12 protein-coding genes are annotated in these 14,865 nt (G+C 65.4%); 6 read left to right on the forward strand and 6 right to left on the reverse strand.

Annotated features, from left to right (window positions below):
• Nucleotides 1–36: 36 nt before the first annotated feature.
• The 5 genes from HZZ13_RS13040 to HZZ13_RS13060 form a co-directional block, all read right to left on the reverse strand.
• On the reverse strand, nucleotides 37–1,437 hold the full coding sequence (locus HZZ13_RS13040) for a selenium-binding protein SBP56-related protein (RefSeq protein ID WP_197959984.1): 1,401 nt from the start codon (nucleotides 1,435–1,437) through the stop codon (nucleotides 37–39).
• Between the two features lie 287 nt (nucleotides 1,438–1,724).
• A complete protein-coding gene (locus tag HZZ13_RS13045; protein ID WP_197959985.1) occupies nucleotides 1,725–2,663 on the reverse strand; it encodes a dihydrodipicolinate synthase family protein in 939 nt (312 codons plus the stop codon).
• Between the two features lie 306 nt (nucleotides 2,664–2,969).
• Nucleotides 2,970–5,051, reverse strand: coding sequence for a methyl-accepting chemotaxis protein (locus HZZ13_RS13050; protein ID WP_197959986.1), 2,082 nt, complete (start codon nucleotides 5,049–5,051; stop codon nucleotides 2,970–2,972).
• A 118-nt stretch (nucleotides 5,052–5,169) separates the two neighbouring features.
• Nucleotides 5,170–5,940: an enoyl-CoA hydratase gene (locus HZZ13_RS13055; protein WP_197959987.1), complete on the reverse strand. Its 771-nt coding sequence runs from the start codon at nucleotides 5,938–5,940 to the stop codon at nucleotides 5,170–5,172.
• A 14-nt stretch (nucleotides 5,941–5,954) separates the two neighbouring features.
• Nucleotides 5,955–6,404, reverse strand: a complete 450-nt coding sequence (locus HZZ13_RS13060; RefSeq protein WP_197959988.1) for a MarR family winged helix-turn-helix transcriptional regulator — start codon at nucleotides 6,402–6,404, stop codon at nucleotides 5,955–5,957.
• A 40-nt stretch (nucleotides 6,405–6,444) separates the two neighbouring features.
• On the opposite strand from HZZ13_RS13060, the gene HZZ13_RS37195 reads away from it, so the two are divergent.
• A complete protein-coding gene (locus HZZ13_RS37195) occupies nucleotides 6,445–6,576 on the forward strand; it encodes a hypothetical protein (protein WP_283817148.1) in 132 nt (43 codons plus the stop codon).
• Between the two features lie 24 nt (nucleotides 6,577–6,600).
• Nucleotides 6,601–8,322 (forward strand): ATP-dependent Clp protease adaptor ClpS, encoded by a 1,722-nt coding sequence (locus tag HZZ13_RS13065; protein WP_197959989.1) that lies wholly within the window; start codon nucleotides 6,601–6,603, stop codon nucleotides 8,320–8,322.
• Nucleotides 8,323–8,355: 33 nt separating this feature from the next.
• Here the strand turns inward: HZZ13_RS13065 and HZZ13_RS13070 are convergent, their stop codons facing one another.
• Nucleotides 8,356–9,963: a tannase/feruloyl esterase family alpha/beta hydrolase gene (locus HZZ13_RS13070; protein WP_376707036.1), complete on the reverse strand. Its 1,608-nt coding sequence runs from the start codon at nucleotides 9,961–9,963 to the stop codon at nucleotides 8,356–8,358.
• A 369-nt stretch (nucleotides 9,964–10,332) separates the two neighbouring features.
• On the opposite strand from HZZ13_RS13070, the gene HZZ13_RS13075 reads away from it, so the two are divergent.
• The 4 genes from HZZ13_RS13075 to HZZ13_RS13090 all read left to right on the forward strand — a co-directional run bounded on the left by HZZ13_RS13075 (nucleotide 10,333) and on the right by HZZ13_RS13090 (nucleotide 14,812).
• Nucleotides 10,333–11,391, forward strand: coding sequence for a toxic anion resistance protein (locus HZZ13_RS13075; RefSeq protein ID WP_311972634.1), 1,059 nt, complete (start codon nucleotides 10,333–10,335; stop codon nucleotides 11,389–11,391).
• A 65-nt stretch (nucleotides 11,392–11,456) separates the two neighbouring features.
• Complete coding sequence (locus HZZ13_RS13080) at nucleotides 11,457–13,046, forward strand: vWA domain-containing protein (RefSeq protein WP_197959991.1); 1,590 nt, start codon at nucleotides 11,457–11,459, stop codon at nucleotides 13,044–13,046.
• Nucleotides 13,047–13,703 (forward strand): 5-bromo-4-chloroindolyl phosphate hydrolysis family protein, encoded by a 657-nt coding sequence (locus HZZ13_RS13085; protein WP_197959992.1) that lies wholly within the window; start codon nucleotides 13,047–13,049, stop codon nucleotides 13,701–13,703. It begins immediately after the preceding gene.
• Nucleotides 13,703–14,812 (forward strand): hypothetical protein, encoded by a 1,110-nt coding sequence (locus tag HZZ13_RS13090; RefSeq protein ID WP_197959993.1) that lies wholly within the window; start codon nucleotides 13,703–13,705, stop codon nucleotides 14,810–14,812. Before HZZ13_RS13085 ends, HZZ13_RS13090 begins: the two co-directional genes overlap by 1 nt.
• Nucleotides 14,813–14,865 lie beyond the last annotated feature (53 nt).

The following is a 14,865-nucleotide window of genomic DNA, read 5'->3' on the forward strand; positions in this document are numbered from 1 at the left end:
ACAGCCAGCCAAGCGCCGGGCTCGCATGCGTCCCGTCTAGACCGACGGATAGCAAAAGGAGTCCGTCGAACAGTCGCCGCCCTCGAGCCTGATCTGGTGCGCACGATATCCTTCGGGGAAGCTCACGAAATAGTCCTTGTCGAGCTCGAGGCCGCCGTTGCGACCGACATTGGCCATGACTTCCACGCCCGGAACTCCGTCGGGATAGAACTGGTCGTCCCAGGTGGAATAGAGCGAATTGGTCCAGTACACGCGCCGGCCGTCGCGGCTGATCTCGACCATCTGCGGACCCGCCGCAAAGGCCTTGCCGTTCGGATGCGGCGTGCGCCGCGCGATGCCGCCGATGTGGACTGAGCCCGCAAGCTTCGGCTTTCTGGGATCGCTGACGTCGTACTGGCGCATTTCACCGGTGCCCCAGCACGAGACATAGAGAAACCGATCGTCCATCGACAGGTCGATGTCCGTCACCAGCGGCGGCACGGCGCCAAATCCCTGCAGCAGCGGCGGCAGCTTCTCCTTGGGCGCGGGTTCGGGAGGAATCGTCGCCGTCTTCTCGGCATGGAATTTTCCATCCGCGCGCCACCAGGTCCAGATCGATGCTTCGAGATTGGTGGTGTCGACCACGACGCCGACGAAGCCGTACTCGCGAACCGGATCGTGCGCCGGCCGCACCTCCAGCGCCATCTGATGATTGGCGCCGAGGTCGATGGTCTGGACGTTGCGACGGGCGCGAAGGTCCCAGAAGTGGAGACGATGGCCGTATTTATTCGCAAGCAGATCTTCCGGGACGATCCCGTTCTCGAACTGCGGCGGTAACGCCCATTCGCTCGTCACCATGTAATCGCGCGGCAGATTCCACCAGAAGTCATAATGCTTTGTCTGCGGGCCGCGATCGATCTCCCATCGTCCAAGAACTTCGAACGTCTCGCAATCCATGATGAAGACGCCCGGAGGTCCGTTGGTGCCGTCCTTGCCGCCGCCGCCCAGCGTGCTCACGTAAATGCCGTCCGGCCCGCAATGGATCGTGTGCGGCCGCGAGTAGCCGGTCTTCTTGAAGACCTCCTCTGGCTCGATGATCTTGTGGATCCTGGCTTGGGTCGGATCGGGCTTGGTATCGATGACATAGATTCGCGACGAGCGCAGCCCGGGGATGATCAGATAGCGCCGCTCGATGAAGGCGTGTCCGGCGAGCGGCGACAGAGCGGAGGAGCAGGCATTCCAGCCGAAGTGATGAAACTCATCGCCCTTGCTGGGCATCGTGACGGTGTGGACGATCTGGCTATAAGTCGGCGATCCCGGCTTGACGTCGATGACCGCGAGAGCGTCCGGCTTTGAGAAATCCGGACTGAGCAGCAAGGTGTAAGCAAAATTCTCCGCAGGCGCTTCCATCGCAAGCTTGGGCGATGCGTGAAAGGTGGGATCCGGCCTCATCGTCATGGGACTTCCTCCCTGTTCTGTCGGTTTGCACCAACCTGGCTCGGGATAGTGGCAAGAGAAGAGCTGTTGCGCGATGTCTTGGGACTCTCCGCAGGGTCGGTTGGCGAGCGTACAATATGCCATCGCCGGGCTATGGGAAACGGCCCAGCCCGCGCTAATTCGACGCCTTCAGGCGAACTGGGCGGTCCTCGTCATTGCGAGCGAAGCGAAGCAATCCAGACTCTTCTCCGCAGAAGCAGCCTGGATTGCTTCGTCGCAAGGGCTCCTCGCAATGACGTAGGAGAGAGCTATTTCCCCCACCGGAGCGCCAGTGCGTCGCGTTCCTTGGCGAGCTCCAGTAGCCCCGCCCGCGTTGCCGGATGCAGCGGCTGCAGCGGATGGCGCACCGCCTCCGACTTGATCACGCCGCCGGCCTGCATCATCACCTTGCAGGCGATCAGGCCGCATTGGCGGTTCTCGTAATTGATCAGCGGCAGCCAGCGCTCGTAGGCGGCCTTCGCCTTTTCGCGATCGCCGGCGAAATAGGGATCGATGATCTGGCGGATGCCGTCGGGATAGCCGCCGCCGGTCATGGCGCCGGTGGCGCCGGCGTCGAGATCGGCGAGCAGCGTGATCGCCTCCTCGCCGTCCCAGGGGCCTTCGATGTCCTTACCGCCCGCCTCGATCAGGCTGCGGAGTTTTGAGGCCGCGCCCGGCACCTCGATCTTGAAATAGCGGATATTGGAAAACTCGCGTGACAGCCGCGCCAGCAGCTCGACCGACAACGGCGTGCCGGCAACCGGCGCGTCCTGGATCATGATCGGGATATTGATCGCGCCGGAGAGCACCTTGAAGAACTCGACGATGCCTTTCTCGGGGACGCGGAAGGTCGCGCCGTGATAAGGCGGCATCACCATCACCATGGCGGCACCCGCCGCCTCGGCGTGCTTGCTGCGCGCCGCGCAGACGGCCGAGCTGAAATGCGTGGTGGTGACGATCACGGGAACCCGGCCGGCCACATGTTCCAGGACCGTGTGCATCACCGTCTCGCGCTCGGCATCGGTGAGCACGAACTGCTCGGAGAAATTGGCGAGGATGCAAATGCCGTGCGAGCCGGCATCGATCATGAAATCGATGCAGCGGCGCTGGCCCTCGAGGTCGAGCTCGCCGCGCTCGTCGAAGATGGTGGGCGCGACCGGGAACACGCCGCGATAGGGGCGTTGGGCCTTGCTTGTGGTGACCGGCATCGAACTCTCCATCCCTGATGTGTCTTGCGTCTGTCGCCGCGCTCGCGGGAGCGAGGCGGCACAGATGTACCCGCAGTGCCGAGCTGCGGCAATGCCCGCGCGAGTTGGATGGAGAACTGAGAGGAAGCCCGCCTGCGGCCATCCTTCGAGACGCCCGCCTGCGGCGGGCCCTCAGGATGAGGTCTCGTTTCGTGGCGAAATATCAGACCCTCATAGTGAGGAGCCCGCCAGAGCGGGCGTCTCGAACTATGCAGGCCGAGCACGTCCGGCAAACTCCCAGCTGCCATGTGCGATTGCCATGCGAGACTACGCGCTCTTCACGGCGCCCAGGAAGCCCTCGACCGCGACGCGAAGACGATCGGCATCCGCCGACATCTTCTTGACGGACTCCGACAGCACCGTGCCGGCGTTGCCGGTCTCCTGGTTGAGCCTGGCGACGCTGCCGATCGTGTCGGTGACCTCGCGGGTGCCCTGGGCCGCCTGCTGGAAGTTGCGCGAGATTTCCGTCGTCGCCGCGCGCTGCTGTTCGACCGCAGCGGCGATCGCCGTCATCTTCTCGTCGATGCCGCTGATGGCGCCGCCGATCGACCGGATTGCGGCGACCGCCTGGCCGGTAGCGCCCTGGATTTCCTCGACCTGGCGCGAGATCTCTTCCGTCGCCGTCGCGGTCTGCGCCGCGAGGCTCTTGACCTCACCGGCAACCACGGCGAAGCCGCGGCCGGCCTCGCCCGCGCGCGCGGCTTCGATGGTGGCGTTCAATGCCAGCAGATTGGTCTGGGCGGCGATCGCGTTGATCATTTTCACGACCTCGCCAATGCGGCTGGCTGTCTGGTCGAGGATCTCGACTGTCGCATTGGTCTGCTCGGCCTGGGCCACGGCCTCGCGGGCCTCGCGCGCGCTCGACTGCACCTGCGCGGAGATCTCGCCCACGGATGCGGAGAGCTCCTCGGTCGCGGCGGCGATGGTCTCGAGATTATTGGTGGCCTGCTCCGCTGCCGAGGAGACCGCCGCGGTCTGGCTGCTCGATTCCAAGACCAGCGAACGCACGCCGTTCGCGGTGGCATCGAGCTCCCGCGTCGAGGCCGCAACGCTCTGGATCACCGCCTGCACCGTATCGTCGAAGCTGCGGCAGGCGGCATCGACGGTGCCGGAGCGGGCGAGCTGGAGCGCCTGCTGCGATTCGCGTTCCCGGCCGAGCCGCTCCGCGGTCGCCGCGCTCTCGCGCAGGCTTTCGAGCGCAGCCGCCATGGTGCCGAACTCGTCGGGATGCCGCGATTGCGGCACCGGCGTCGCATAGTCGCGGGCGCTGATGCGGGCGATGGCATCGAGGATGGCGCGCACCGGCCGCATCAGGCGATTGCGGACCACGAACACACCGGCCATGGTCACGGCCAGCGCGAGCAGGAACGCGAGGGATTGCACGACGAGATTGGTCAGCGCTTTCGCCTGAACCGCCTCCGCGCGCGCGATCGACAGGTCGAGCGCCTTGTTCGCGACTGCGACGATGGAGGCGAAGGGAGACTGGCACAACGCGTTCCATTCCGAGGCGGGCATCGCGGGCCGGCCGCTGCCGTCGAAGCCCTTGGTGAGCTCGCCGATCCGCTTGAGGGCCCCTTCCGTCTTGGCCCTCGCCTCCTTGGCCGCGTTGACGAGCTCGGCCGGCACGTCAGGCGCGGCCAACAGTTCCTCCATGCCGGTCCAGCCCGCGGTGACGACGCCGTTCCAGCCGGCCACGGTCTGCTTCTGGGCCTCGTCGAGCGGCTTGCTGGCGTTGACGTTCGGCCGCAGGGTCGAGCACTGGATGCCGTAGCGGTCGCGCACCTGCCAGGCCAGGCGGCGGGCCTGGATCATGCGGGCGATGTAGGGATCGTTCATCCAGGCGCGGTTCGACACCGCGGTGGACGCGAGATTGGCGGTCTCGATGACCTTGGTGACCGCATCGTACCAGGGCGCGGTACGCTCCAGCTTGCGCTCGGCGCGCGGCAGCCTGGCCTCGTCGTAGAACAACTGGAATTTTGGCGCGGCCTCGCTCCAGCGCTGCTTCAGCGTGCCGGCGAGCTCGTCGCGGCTAGCGAATTCGACGGTGGAGAGCGCGGCGCTGATGGCGTCAAAACCGGCCTGCTCCGCCTTCTCGGCAACGCCGAGCTTGGCGCGCGGATCGTCCTCGCCGAGCAGCGCGCTCTGGGCATCGCCGCGATTGCTGCGCAGGGCAACCACGCCATGGAAGATCGACTTGTCGGCATTCGCGAGCCGTTCGGTCTCCAGACTGTCGCTATAGCGGCCGAAAGCCCCGACCATCTGGATGGCCGTGCTGGTCAGCGCGCTGGCCGCCAGCAGCACCATCAGCACCAGGAGAAGCGTGCTTACCGATTTCTTGAAAATGGACATGGACCCAAACCCGCTCGCCGCGAGCGGGCATCTTGCACGGCCACATGCCAAAGTTTCGTTAAGGTTTATATCAAATGATAAGCGCGCCCCGAGTTGCCGGCCCGTCCTGGGAGCCGGTTCACGCCACCTTGGTGAAATCCGGCGGGCGGCGTTCCGCAAACGCCGTAAACGCCTCGCGCGCTTCGGCCGTGCGCAGGCGCTGCGCGAACTGCTCGCCTTCGGCCTGCATCTGCGCGACCAGCGCCTCGCCGTTGCGCATCAGCCGCTTGGTCGCGACGAGGGCCCCGGCCGGCTGGCGGGCGAGACGCTGCGCCAGCGCAAGCGCCTCGGCGTCGAGCTTGTCGAGCGGCACCACGCGGTTGGCGAGGCCCCAGTCCAGCGCAGACTTGGCCGGCACGGTTTCGCCAAGCGCGAACATCTCGTAGGCGCGCGCGTGGCCGATGCGCGCCGGCATCAACAGGCTGGAGGCGGCTTCGGGCACCAGCGCGAGGCTGACGAACGGCGTCGACAATTGCGCGTTGTCGGCGAGCACGACGAGGTCGCAATGCAGCAGCATCGTGGTGCCGACGCCGACGGCACGCCCCTGCACGGCAGCAACCAGCGGCCGGGTGCAGCGTGCCAGCGACTGGATGAAGCGAACCACGTTGCGGCTGCCCTCGGACTTGCCGGCCGCGACGGCCGCGAACTCGCCGACATCGTTGCCGGCGGTGAACATGTCGCCCTCGCCCCGGATCAGGATCACGCGAGCGGATTGGTCGAACTCGGCGGATTCGATCGCGTCGGCAAGCTTGCGGTACATCGCATCCGTCAGCGCGTTCTTCTTGTCGGGACGTGCCAGGGTGAGGGTGAGGATTCCGCCGCTGTTCTCGATCCGGACGTGCTCGGTCATTGGTCTGCTCCGTTTTATTCGTCTGAATGTCTTGGAAACTTGTCCTGAATGCTCGTCAGCCAGCGTGCGACGATGTCGATTTCCGCGGCCGTGAAACCTTCCGTCAGCGCTGCGTTGACCTCCGCCGCGCTCAACTTCGCCTGTGCCAGCGCGGTGCGCCCCTTCGGCGTCAACCAGATGCGAAAGGCGCGGCCATCCTCGCGGTCAGCCCGCCGCTCGATCAACTTCGCAGCCACCGTGCGGTCGACGAGGCCGGAAATGCCGGCTGGTCCCATGTCGAGCGCCACGCCCGCCTCGCCCATCAGGATGCCATCCTGCTTGCCAAGGATGAACAGCAGCCCGGCCTGCGCCGGCGTCACCTCGCTCTCGGGCCGCGCCGCCATCCAGCGCTGCAGCCGGCGATGGGCGACACTCAGCAGGTAGATCAGCCGATGGCGCCGGGTGCCGGCGTCGTTATTTCGCATGCGAACTATATAAGCAGGGCAGCTCGGATTGTCAAAGACGATGCTCTTTGCCGACGCGGCGCGCGAAGGTCGCGAGCAGATCAGCGGATCTGGAATCGAGCATCAAATGGAAATGGCGACCATGCCGCTTGACGGCTGCCCTGTTTTATGTTCATTGTTTGTTCTATTCTAGCTCAAGTTGCAGTGGAGTCATTTCATGACGGAAGTTGCGCGGGGGGAGCATGGGCCGGCTCAGCTGGTGTTTCACAATGACGACGATACGCCGGACGAATTCGTCATCGGACTGCTCCGCCAGGTTTTCGGCAAGACGGACCGTGAGGCCTCCGCGCTGATAGCCCGCATCGAGCGCGAGGAGAAAGCCGCCTGCGGTCCCTACCCGCAATCCGTCGCAGAGGCGCTCTTCAAGTCGGCCCAACAATATATCTGGCTCCGCCAGCAGCCCCTGAAGATCACTCTTGAAGAGATCAGGACCCCTTGCGAGCTCTGCGGCAAGCCTGAAGGACAGACGGAGGTGCGGATCGGGGAGCGCACAGTCTGGCTGTGCAGCGACTGTATTCGCGCAGCAGACACCACGCCGTCGCCAGAGCCGGAGGAGTTCGAATATGCTTGCGACGTGCTGGACTGGCATTTTGCCGACATCGCGCGCAGCAAACTCGTGACCACCATCCGACAGTTCCCCGGCCACATGCGGGTGGACGTCCAGGCAGCGATCGACCGACTGTTCAGCGAGGGAATTCAGCTATTCGGCCTGAACGAGGAACAACGCTACGAAACGCTGTCGATCTCGCGGCTCCTGCGGGACGGTCGCTATGCGATCGCGATTGCACCACTGCAATATTCCGATGTGGATGTCGGCGAGAGGAGCCCGGTCAAATGTCTCGATAACGGCCTGTGGTTGTGCGAGCAGGATGGTCTTCGCTATGCGGTCTTGCTCTGTGCTCACCGCGAATTCAGCCGCGAACCGGGAATTCGGATTGAGATCCTCGTGCCGTCAGGCAGTGCAGGCGCGGCCCTCGTCCAGACGTGTTTTGGCGAACTGGAGCAGGCCGTGCAAGCTGCGCGCAGTTATCGCGGCAAGATCCTGTCGCTCGACGCCGATTCCGACTATCGCGGCCGCTCGCGCGGCATCACCGTGCATCGGTTGGCGCCGGTGTCGCGGAACGACGTAATCCTGCCCGAGCAGACCTTGCGGTTGCTCGATCGCAACGTTCTGACTTTCGTCGACACCCGCGATCAATTGCGCCGGCTCGGCCAGTCGACACGCAAAGGCATCTTGCTTTACGGACCGCCAGGCACTGGTAAGACCCACACGATCCGCTATCTCGCAACACATTTGCCCGGGCATACGACGCTGATCATCACCGCCGAGCAAATCGGCCTTCTCGGCGCCTATATGAGCCTGGCGCGGCTGCTCCAACCCTCGATGGTCGTGATCGAGGACGTCGATCTCATCGCCCGCGACCGCGACGACATGGGCCCGTGCGAGGAGTCCATGTTGAATAAGCTGCTCAACGAGATGGACGGATTGAAGGAGGACGCAGATATCCTGTTCGTCCTGACCACCAACCGGCCTGAGGATCTCGAAGGAGCCCTTGCTGGTCGGCCCGGCCGCATCGATCAGGCCATTGAAGTGCCACTCCCCGATGAGACCGGCCGCGGCCAGCTGGTGCGGCTTTATGGCAAAGGACTTCCGCTTGACGACACGATCATCGCAGAGGCCGCCCAACGCAGCGAAGGCACGAGTTGCGCCTTCATCAAGGAACTGATGCGGCGGCTGGCGCAAGCGAGCTTGGCGCGCGACGGCGGCAAGTCGATCGTCTCGGCCGATATCGACGAAGCTCTCGACGACATGCTGTTCTCCGGCGGCCGGCTCAATGCGCGGCTGCTTGGCGGCGCCCACGCCATGGCGGCGGGGTAGCACCCGCCACCACAGCGGTCGGCTCGTGCCGCATTACGGCGCGCAGGTAAAGCTCGACGCCTCGGTCACTGGGCCGTTCTTGTAATGCGGCCAGGCCGGCCAGCGGCATAGCGGCAGCGCGCGCAACGTCGCGAAGGACGGCGCCTCGACCTTCTGCTCGGCAACGACGAGGTCGCCGGGCGCCTTGCCGTTCTCGACCCAGTCGACCAGCACGCTCAACATGTCGACATTGGCCGGCGCGCCGGAGCCGACATGGTCGACGCCGGGCGCGGTGTAGAGGCGCGCGAACTCGGCGGTCTCGGCCTTGCCCATCTTGCGCTCGACGGTCTCGAAATAGCGGATGCCGGCATAGGGGCTCTGGGCGTAGTCGGCCATGTGCTCGAGCACGATCAGCCGGCCGCCCCGCGCCCGGAAGCGGCTGAGATCAGGATCGGTGGAATCCATCAGGCTGGAGACCTCGAGCAGCCGCGCCTTGTGCTGTTCGGGCTTGTAGGTGGTGACGTCGAGCTTCGGATCGCGCGCGAAGACATATTGGATGCCGCCGGCGCCGTAGATCCAGGCGATGCCGTTGTTCGGTGCAGGCGGCTGTGCCGGCGGCGCGGTGCCGAGCCACCAGGAGACCCAGCCGCCGGTCGGCCCGACCGCGGGGATGTCCTCGCCGGAGACGCCCCAGCCCGGATAATCGTCGAGACCGTTGGCGAGCACGAAGGGGAATTTGTAGGTGGCATGCAGCGTGTTCACCGCCTTGATCTGCGCGTCGGTGAGACATTGGTCGCCGCTCTGCCCGGCCGCGCAGCGCAGCGTCTCGACCTTGAACGCCGCCTTGCAGCCGACGGGATCCTGCACCAGCGCATCGTCGGAGCCGTCGGCCTTGTCGCAAGCCGCGCGCACGGCCTCACCGACGAGCTTGACCTGCGCCGGGTTGATCCAGCCCTCGCCCATGGTGACGAGACCCGAGCGCGTGCCCGCATGCTGCAGCCCGACCCAGTTGATCACGGGCACGCGGGCGAAGATGCCGTCGAAATCATCCGGATAGCGCTGCGCCATGGTGAGGCCTTCGCGGCCGCCCTCGGACGAGCCCATGAAGTACATCTTCTCCGGCTTCCTGCCGTAGGCCCGCTGCATCAGCCCGACCGCAGCGTCGCGCACCTTCTTGTAGGCGCGATGGGCAAAATTCTCGAAGGCTTCGTCGTTCAGCGCAAAGACCTGCGGCGGCTCGCCCCGCTTGGTCTCGTGGCCAGAGTCGGTGCCGTAGGTGACGAAGCCGCGCGCCAGCGGCGACGGCTTGTCAAAGGGGTAGGCCGGCGGCAGCGCAAGGCCGGTGATCAGCACACCGTTGAAGCCGCCGCCGCCATATTGCAGCGAGCGCCCGTTCCATTCGACGGGAAGGTTGACCTGGAATCTGATCGGGGGCGCCTTGGGATCGGTGGGATCGATATGGCCGAGCACCTTGCAGAAGCGCGGATTGGCCGGTGTGATGCGCCCCGACGGCGTCGGCCCACGCTCGGCCACGGCCAGTTGCGACGGCGCCTGCAAGCTCGCGGAATCGATCTTCACGGCGTCATCGCCGCCGACGAGCCCCTTGCAGACAGTCTCGGCGTCTTCCGCCAGCGTTGCCGCCGCGGCGGTGCTGGCGTCCATCACGGCCACAGCACCGACCAGCCATCCACACAGCGTCACGGCCTTGCGCATCATCGTTTCCGTCCCCATTGCTTTTTCGTCGCGAACCAAGCGATCGACCAATTCAATGCAAATGGTCAGCGGTCGTCAATCGCAGCAGCCTGAACCGATCGCAACGACGCGGAGGAGCGACCGGCGCGCCGGCTCCACCCCCAGCGCCTTCCGCTAACGAACTGAACTTAATGTGAAATTTTGTCCTGTTACTGAACGCGGACGGCGCGTCGGCCGACCAAGTCCACAGGCTGTCATCAATCTGTCAGACGAGCCGGGCTTTCCTGCCGGAACGGCAGGACGTGCTATCCTGCACTGGCGAGAACCAAGGAGCGAATGGTGAGCGAAATCATCAATGTCCCGGCACTGCCGACGGATGCATCGGCCGTCGCGCGCATCAAGTCCGAGATCGACATTTCGGATCGCTCGCGCCTCGTCACGTTCGGCGAGCGGGCGCAACGCTCGGTGGTCGAGTTCGCCGACCGTATTCTCGCCCAGACACAGAACCGCGAGCTCGGCGCCACCGGCAAGCTCCTGACCGATATCCTCGCCAAGGCTCGGGGGCTGGATCCGGCCGACCTCAAGGACAAGGGCTTTCTCGCCCGCATCTTCTCGTCGGCGGAGGCGCGGCTGCGTCGCTTCACCGAACAGTTCAACGAGGTCGCTTCGCAGATCGACCGCGTCTGCGTCGAGCTCGACCGCAACAAGGAGGTCCTGCGCCGCGACATCGCCCTGCTCGACGATCTCTACGAGCAGACCCGCAACGCGCTCGGCCAGCTCGATATGCACATCGCCGCGGGCAAAGCCTTCACCGAGGAATTCCGCAGCGGCAAGCTCGTCGAGATGGAGCGGAACGCGAAGGCACAAGGCGCGGGTAGCGACGCCATGCTCGCCGCGCAGACCTATCAGGACGCGGTGCAGGCGCTCGACCGGCTCGAGAAGCGGGTCTTCTATCTCCAGCAGGCGCGCCAGATCGGCATCCAGCAGCTGCCGCAAATCCGCATCGTGCAGTCCGGCGACGAGACGCTGATCGAGAACTTGCAGGCGACGACCGAGCTCACGATTCCCGTGTGGAAGCAGAAGATGATCCTGCTGCTTGGTCTCAACCGGCAGAAATCCGCGCTCGAGCTTCAGAAGACCGTCACCGACGCGACCAATGAGATGATGCGCCAGGCCTCCGAGATGATGAAGACTCAGGCAATCGAGATCGAGAAGCAGTCGCAGCGCGGCATCATCGATATCCAGACCCTGGAGCAGACCAACCGGGATCTGATCGAGACCATCTCCGGCGTGCTCACGGTACAGGAGCAGGGCCGCACCAAACGCGCCGAGATCGAGCACCGGATGGCGGAGCTGACGGACGAGTTGAAGACCGCGATAGCGAAAGCTGCGCCTTGAGGCCTGCATCGTAACTGTTTCTCCATGAAGCTCCTCCATAAGGGCCGCCGCATGAAGGTTCGGGCATGAGGACTTTCCGTCTCTTGCGGCGCCACTTGGCGCTGATCGCAACAGTGCCGCTGATTGCCGCGCTGCTGTCGGGCTGCGGCGGCCCAGGACCGCAATTCACCATCCTTTCGGGCTCGGAGAACGACGTTCTCGAACCGCTGGTGCAGGAGTTCTGCAAGTCGCGCAACGCGACCTGCACGATGCGCTATCAGGGCTCGCTCGACATCGCTCTCGCCCTGAAGGCGGGCGATCCCGGTGCGGATGCCGTGTGGCCGGCCGCCTCGATCTGGATCGACATGTTCGACACGACGCGGCGGGTGAAGATGGTCAAGTCGATCGTGCAGATGCCGGTCATTCTCGGCGTACGCCGTTCCAAGGCCGAGGCGCTGGGCTGGATCGACACCAAGGTGACCGCCAGGGACATCCTCGCGGCCGTCGAGGGCGGCAAGCTGAAATTCCTGATGACGTCGGCGACCCAATCCAATTCCGGAGCCGCCGCCTATCTAGCCATGCTGGCGGCCGGCATCGGCAAGCCGGACCTGATCGAGGCCGGCGATCTCGACAAACCCGAAGTGCTGGCCACCGCACGCGGATTGCTCAAGGGCGTCGAGCGCAGCGCAGGCTCCAGCGGCTGGCTCGCCGACCTCTACCGCGACGGCGAGCGCAGCGGCGCGCGCTACCAGGCGATCTGGAACTACGAAGCCGTCATCAAGGAAACCAACGACAAGCTGATCGCCGAGAACCACGAGCCGCTCTATGCAATCTATCCCGCCGACGGCGTGGCGATCGCGGATTCGCCGCTCGGCTTCGTCGACCGCGGCCGCGGCAAGGAAGTCGAAAGCTTCTTTGCCGACCTCCAGGCGTTCCTGCTCAACGGCGATACGCAAGGCAAGATCTCCAAGACCGGCCGGCGCGTCGAGATCGGCCGCGCCACCCCGCTTGCAGCCGACCCGAGGACGAATCTCGATCCGTCACGGCCGGTGACCGTGATCCGGCCGCCGGAGCCCGCCGTGATCCAGAAGGCCCTCCTGATCTATCAGGAGGCGCTGCGGCGGCCGTCACTGACCGCGCTCTGTCTTGACGTCTCCGGAAGCATGCAGGGCGCCGGCGAAAAGCAACTGCTCGACGCCATGCGCTTCCTGCTCACGCCGGAGCGTACCCGCGAGGTGCTGGTGCAATGGACGAAGTCGGACGAGATTCTCGTCCTGCCCTTCAGCGACCACATCCTCTGGACGGCACGCGCCAGCGGCGACGAGAACGAGCAGGCCAGCCTGCTCGCACGCGCGCTCGAATTGCGGGCCAACGGGGGCACAGACTTCTATACATGTGCGGCGCAGGCGCTCGCTGCCATGAAGTCGCGTCTGGGCGATGGCCAGCATCTGCCGGCCATCGTCATCATGACCGATGGCAAGAGCCAAGGGTCTATGTCCACATTCGAGGCGGCCTGGCGCGCCGATGGCCATCGCGTGCCGGTATTCGGCGTGACGTTCGGGTCCGAGGTCGATCGCAGCCAGCTCGACAACCTCGCGAAGCTGACCGGAGGCCGCGTGTTCGACGGAAGCAAGAGTCTCACGGACGCGTTCCGTGCGGTACGAGGGTACAACTGAATGGCGACGATGCCGTCCGGGCTTGGCTGGATCGCGGGTGGAGTGGCAGCCGCAGCGTTGCTGCCGTCGCTCGCGATCGGGCTTGCCATGCCGTTCTGGATCGCGCTCGCGATCAGTGCGGCTGCAGGGGGAGGCATCGTCGTGGCGCTGGCGCCGCGAAACCGGTTCGCCGCGCTGGAGGCCAGCGGCGTCGCGCGCGGCAAGATCGAATTCGCAGCCGAACTTCTGACCGAGGCGGAGCCGCTCGCCGAGCGCATGGAAGACACCGCCTCGGCGATCCGCACCCGCGCAGTCGCCGATCGCATCCGTCACCTCGTGCAGATTGCGCGCGAGATCTTTGCCGCGATCGAGCGCGATCCGCTGCGGCTCGACCGCGTGCGCCGGTTCCTGACCTACTATCTGCCGCGCGCAGCCGAGATCGCCGACGCCTACCGCGCGCTGGAGAAGAGCACCGTGCCCGACACTTCGCGCCTTGCGGCCGCGCGTGACATGATCGACCGGCTCGACGGTGCCTTCACCCGCTATGCGGCCAATCTCCAGGACGCCGATCTCGACAAGCTGGACATTGATCTGAAGTTGTTGAAACGCTCACTCGACGAGGACATCGGCCCGGCGCCGCCGGCCGCGCCAGTCGAGACCAAGAGAGGGACCAATTGATGGCAATCTCGCGCCGTGCCTTCGGAATCGGCCTCGTCGCCGCCAGCGCGGCGGCGACCGGCGGTTACGTATATCTGCGCGAGCACCCCGAAATCGCCGGGCGCTTCGGCGAGCCGAAGCGGCTGTTCGGCTTCGCGGGCGGCGAAAAGGAGGGTTTCCTCGGCAACGCCCGCGTGAAGAGCTTGCTGGAGCGCCGGTTCGGACTGATCCTCGACGGCCGCCGCGCGGGATCGGTCGAGATGGTTCGTGAACGCGCCTTGCTCGACCAGAAGCCGCAATTCCTGTGGCCGTCCTCGTCCGTGCTGGTCGAGATGGCGCGGTCTTCGGGCGTGAAGATCTCCCGCGATCAGGTGATCTTCAACTCCCCGATCGTGCTCTATTCCTGGGATCGCATTGCCGAGGGCCTGGTCAAGGGCGGTATTGCGCAATCCGCCGGCGGGCCGCGCTACACGGTGGATCTGTCCAAGCTGCTCAAGGCCGTCATCGCCGGCGAGAACTGGTCGGCGATCGGCGTCACCGACCTGTTCGGCCGGGCTCGCGTGGTCTCCACCGACCCGAACAAATCCAATTCGGGCTTCATGTTCGCGGGCCTCGCAGCGAGCCTCTTGTCCGGCGACGTGGTGATGCCCGACACCCTCAGCAGGATCGATGGCGATGTCGCCACCGTGTTTCGCCGCATGGGCTTCAAGCCGCCGTCCTCGGGCAAATTGTTCGACGACTACGTCGCAGGCGGTGCGGGGGCGCAGCCGCTGATCGTCGGCTACGAGAACCAGCTCGTCGAATGGGTGCTGCAGGACGCAGAGCGCTGGAAGCGGCTTGAGGCCAATGCGCCGGCCAAGCCCGTCATCCTGTATCCGCAACCGACGGTATTCTCGGCCCATCCGCTGATCAGCGTCGAGCGCCAGGCCGACGATCTGATCGACGCGCTGATGAGCGAGGGCCTCCTCGAAATCGCCTGGGAGGACCACGGCTTCCGCGGACCGCTCGGAACCATTGGCAAGGCGCGCAACGCGCTGTTGCAGTCGCGCCTGCTCGAGCGGATCGACGCCGTACTGCCGATGCCGGATGCGCCGGTCATGCTGGCCCTGCTGGACCGGCTGTCCGCGTAGTCCTGGCGTCGCGCTTTAGAACGTAATGGCTTCAGGTTGAATCGATCCCGCGG

It is taken from the genome of Bradyrhizobium agreste (assembly GCF_016031625.1).
GTDB lineage: Bacteria > Pseudomonadota > Alphaproteobacteria > Rhizobiales > Xanthobacteraceae > Bradyrhizobium > Bradyrhizobium agreste.

Excerpts from the sequence above, each read along its gene's own strand:
- HZZ13_RS13040 (WP_197959984.1), bottom strand. The coding sequence starts at position 1,437 with ATGACGATGAGGCCGGATCCCACCTTTCACGCATCGCCCAAGCTTGCG.
- HZZ13_RS13045 (WP_197959985.1), bottom strand. The coding sequence starts at position 2,663 with ATGCCGGTCACCACAAGCAAGGCCCAACGCCCCTATCGCGGCGTGTTC.
- HZZ13_RS13050 (WP_197959986.1), bottom strand. The coding sequence starts at position 5,051 with ATGTCCATTTTCAAGAAATCGGTAAGCACGCTTCTCCTGGTGCTGATG.
- HZZ13_RS13055 (WP_197959987.1), bottom strand. The coding sequence starts at position 5,940 with ATGACCGAGCACGTCCGGATCGAGAACAGCGGCGGAATCCTCACCCTC.
- HZZ13_RS13060 (WP_197959988.1), bottom strand. The coding sequence starts at position 6,404 with ATGCGAAATAACGACGCCGGCACCCGGCGCCATCGGCTGATCTACCTG.
- HZZ13_RS37195 (WP_283817148.1), top strand. The coding sequence starts at position 6,445 with ATGCTCTTTGCCGACGCGGCGCGCGAAGGTCGCGAGCAGATCAGCGGA.
- HZZ13_RS13065 (WP_197959989.1), top strand. The coding sequence starts at position 6,601 with ATGACGGAAGTTGCGCGGGGGGAGCATGGGCCGGCTCAGCTGGTGTTT.
- HZZ13_RS13070 (WP_376707036.1), bottom strand. The coding sequence starts at position 9,963 with ATGGACGCCAGCACCGCCGCGGCGGCAACGCTGGCGGAAGACGCCGAG.
- HZZ13_RS13080 (WP_197959991.1), top strand. The coding sequence starts at position 11,457 with ATGAGGACTTTCCGTCTCTTGCGGCGCCACTTGGCGCTGATCGCAACA.
- HZZ13_RS13085 (WP_197959992.1), top strand. The coding sequence starts at position 13,047 with ATGGCGACGATGCCGTCCGGGCTTGGCTGGATCGCGGGTGGAGTGGCA.
- HZZ13_RS13090 (WP_197959993.1), top strand. The coding sequence starts at position 13,703 with ATGGCAATCTCGCGCCGTGCCTTCGGAATCGGCCTCGTCGCCGCCAGC.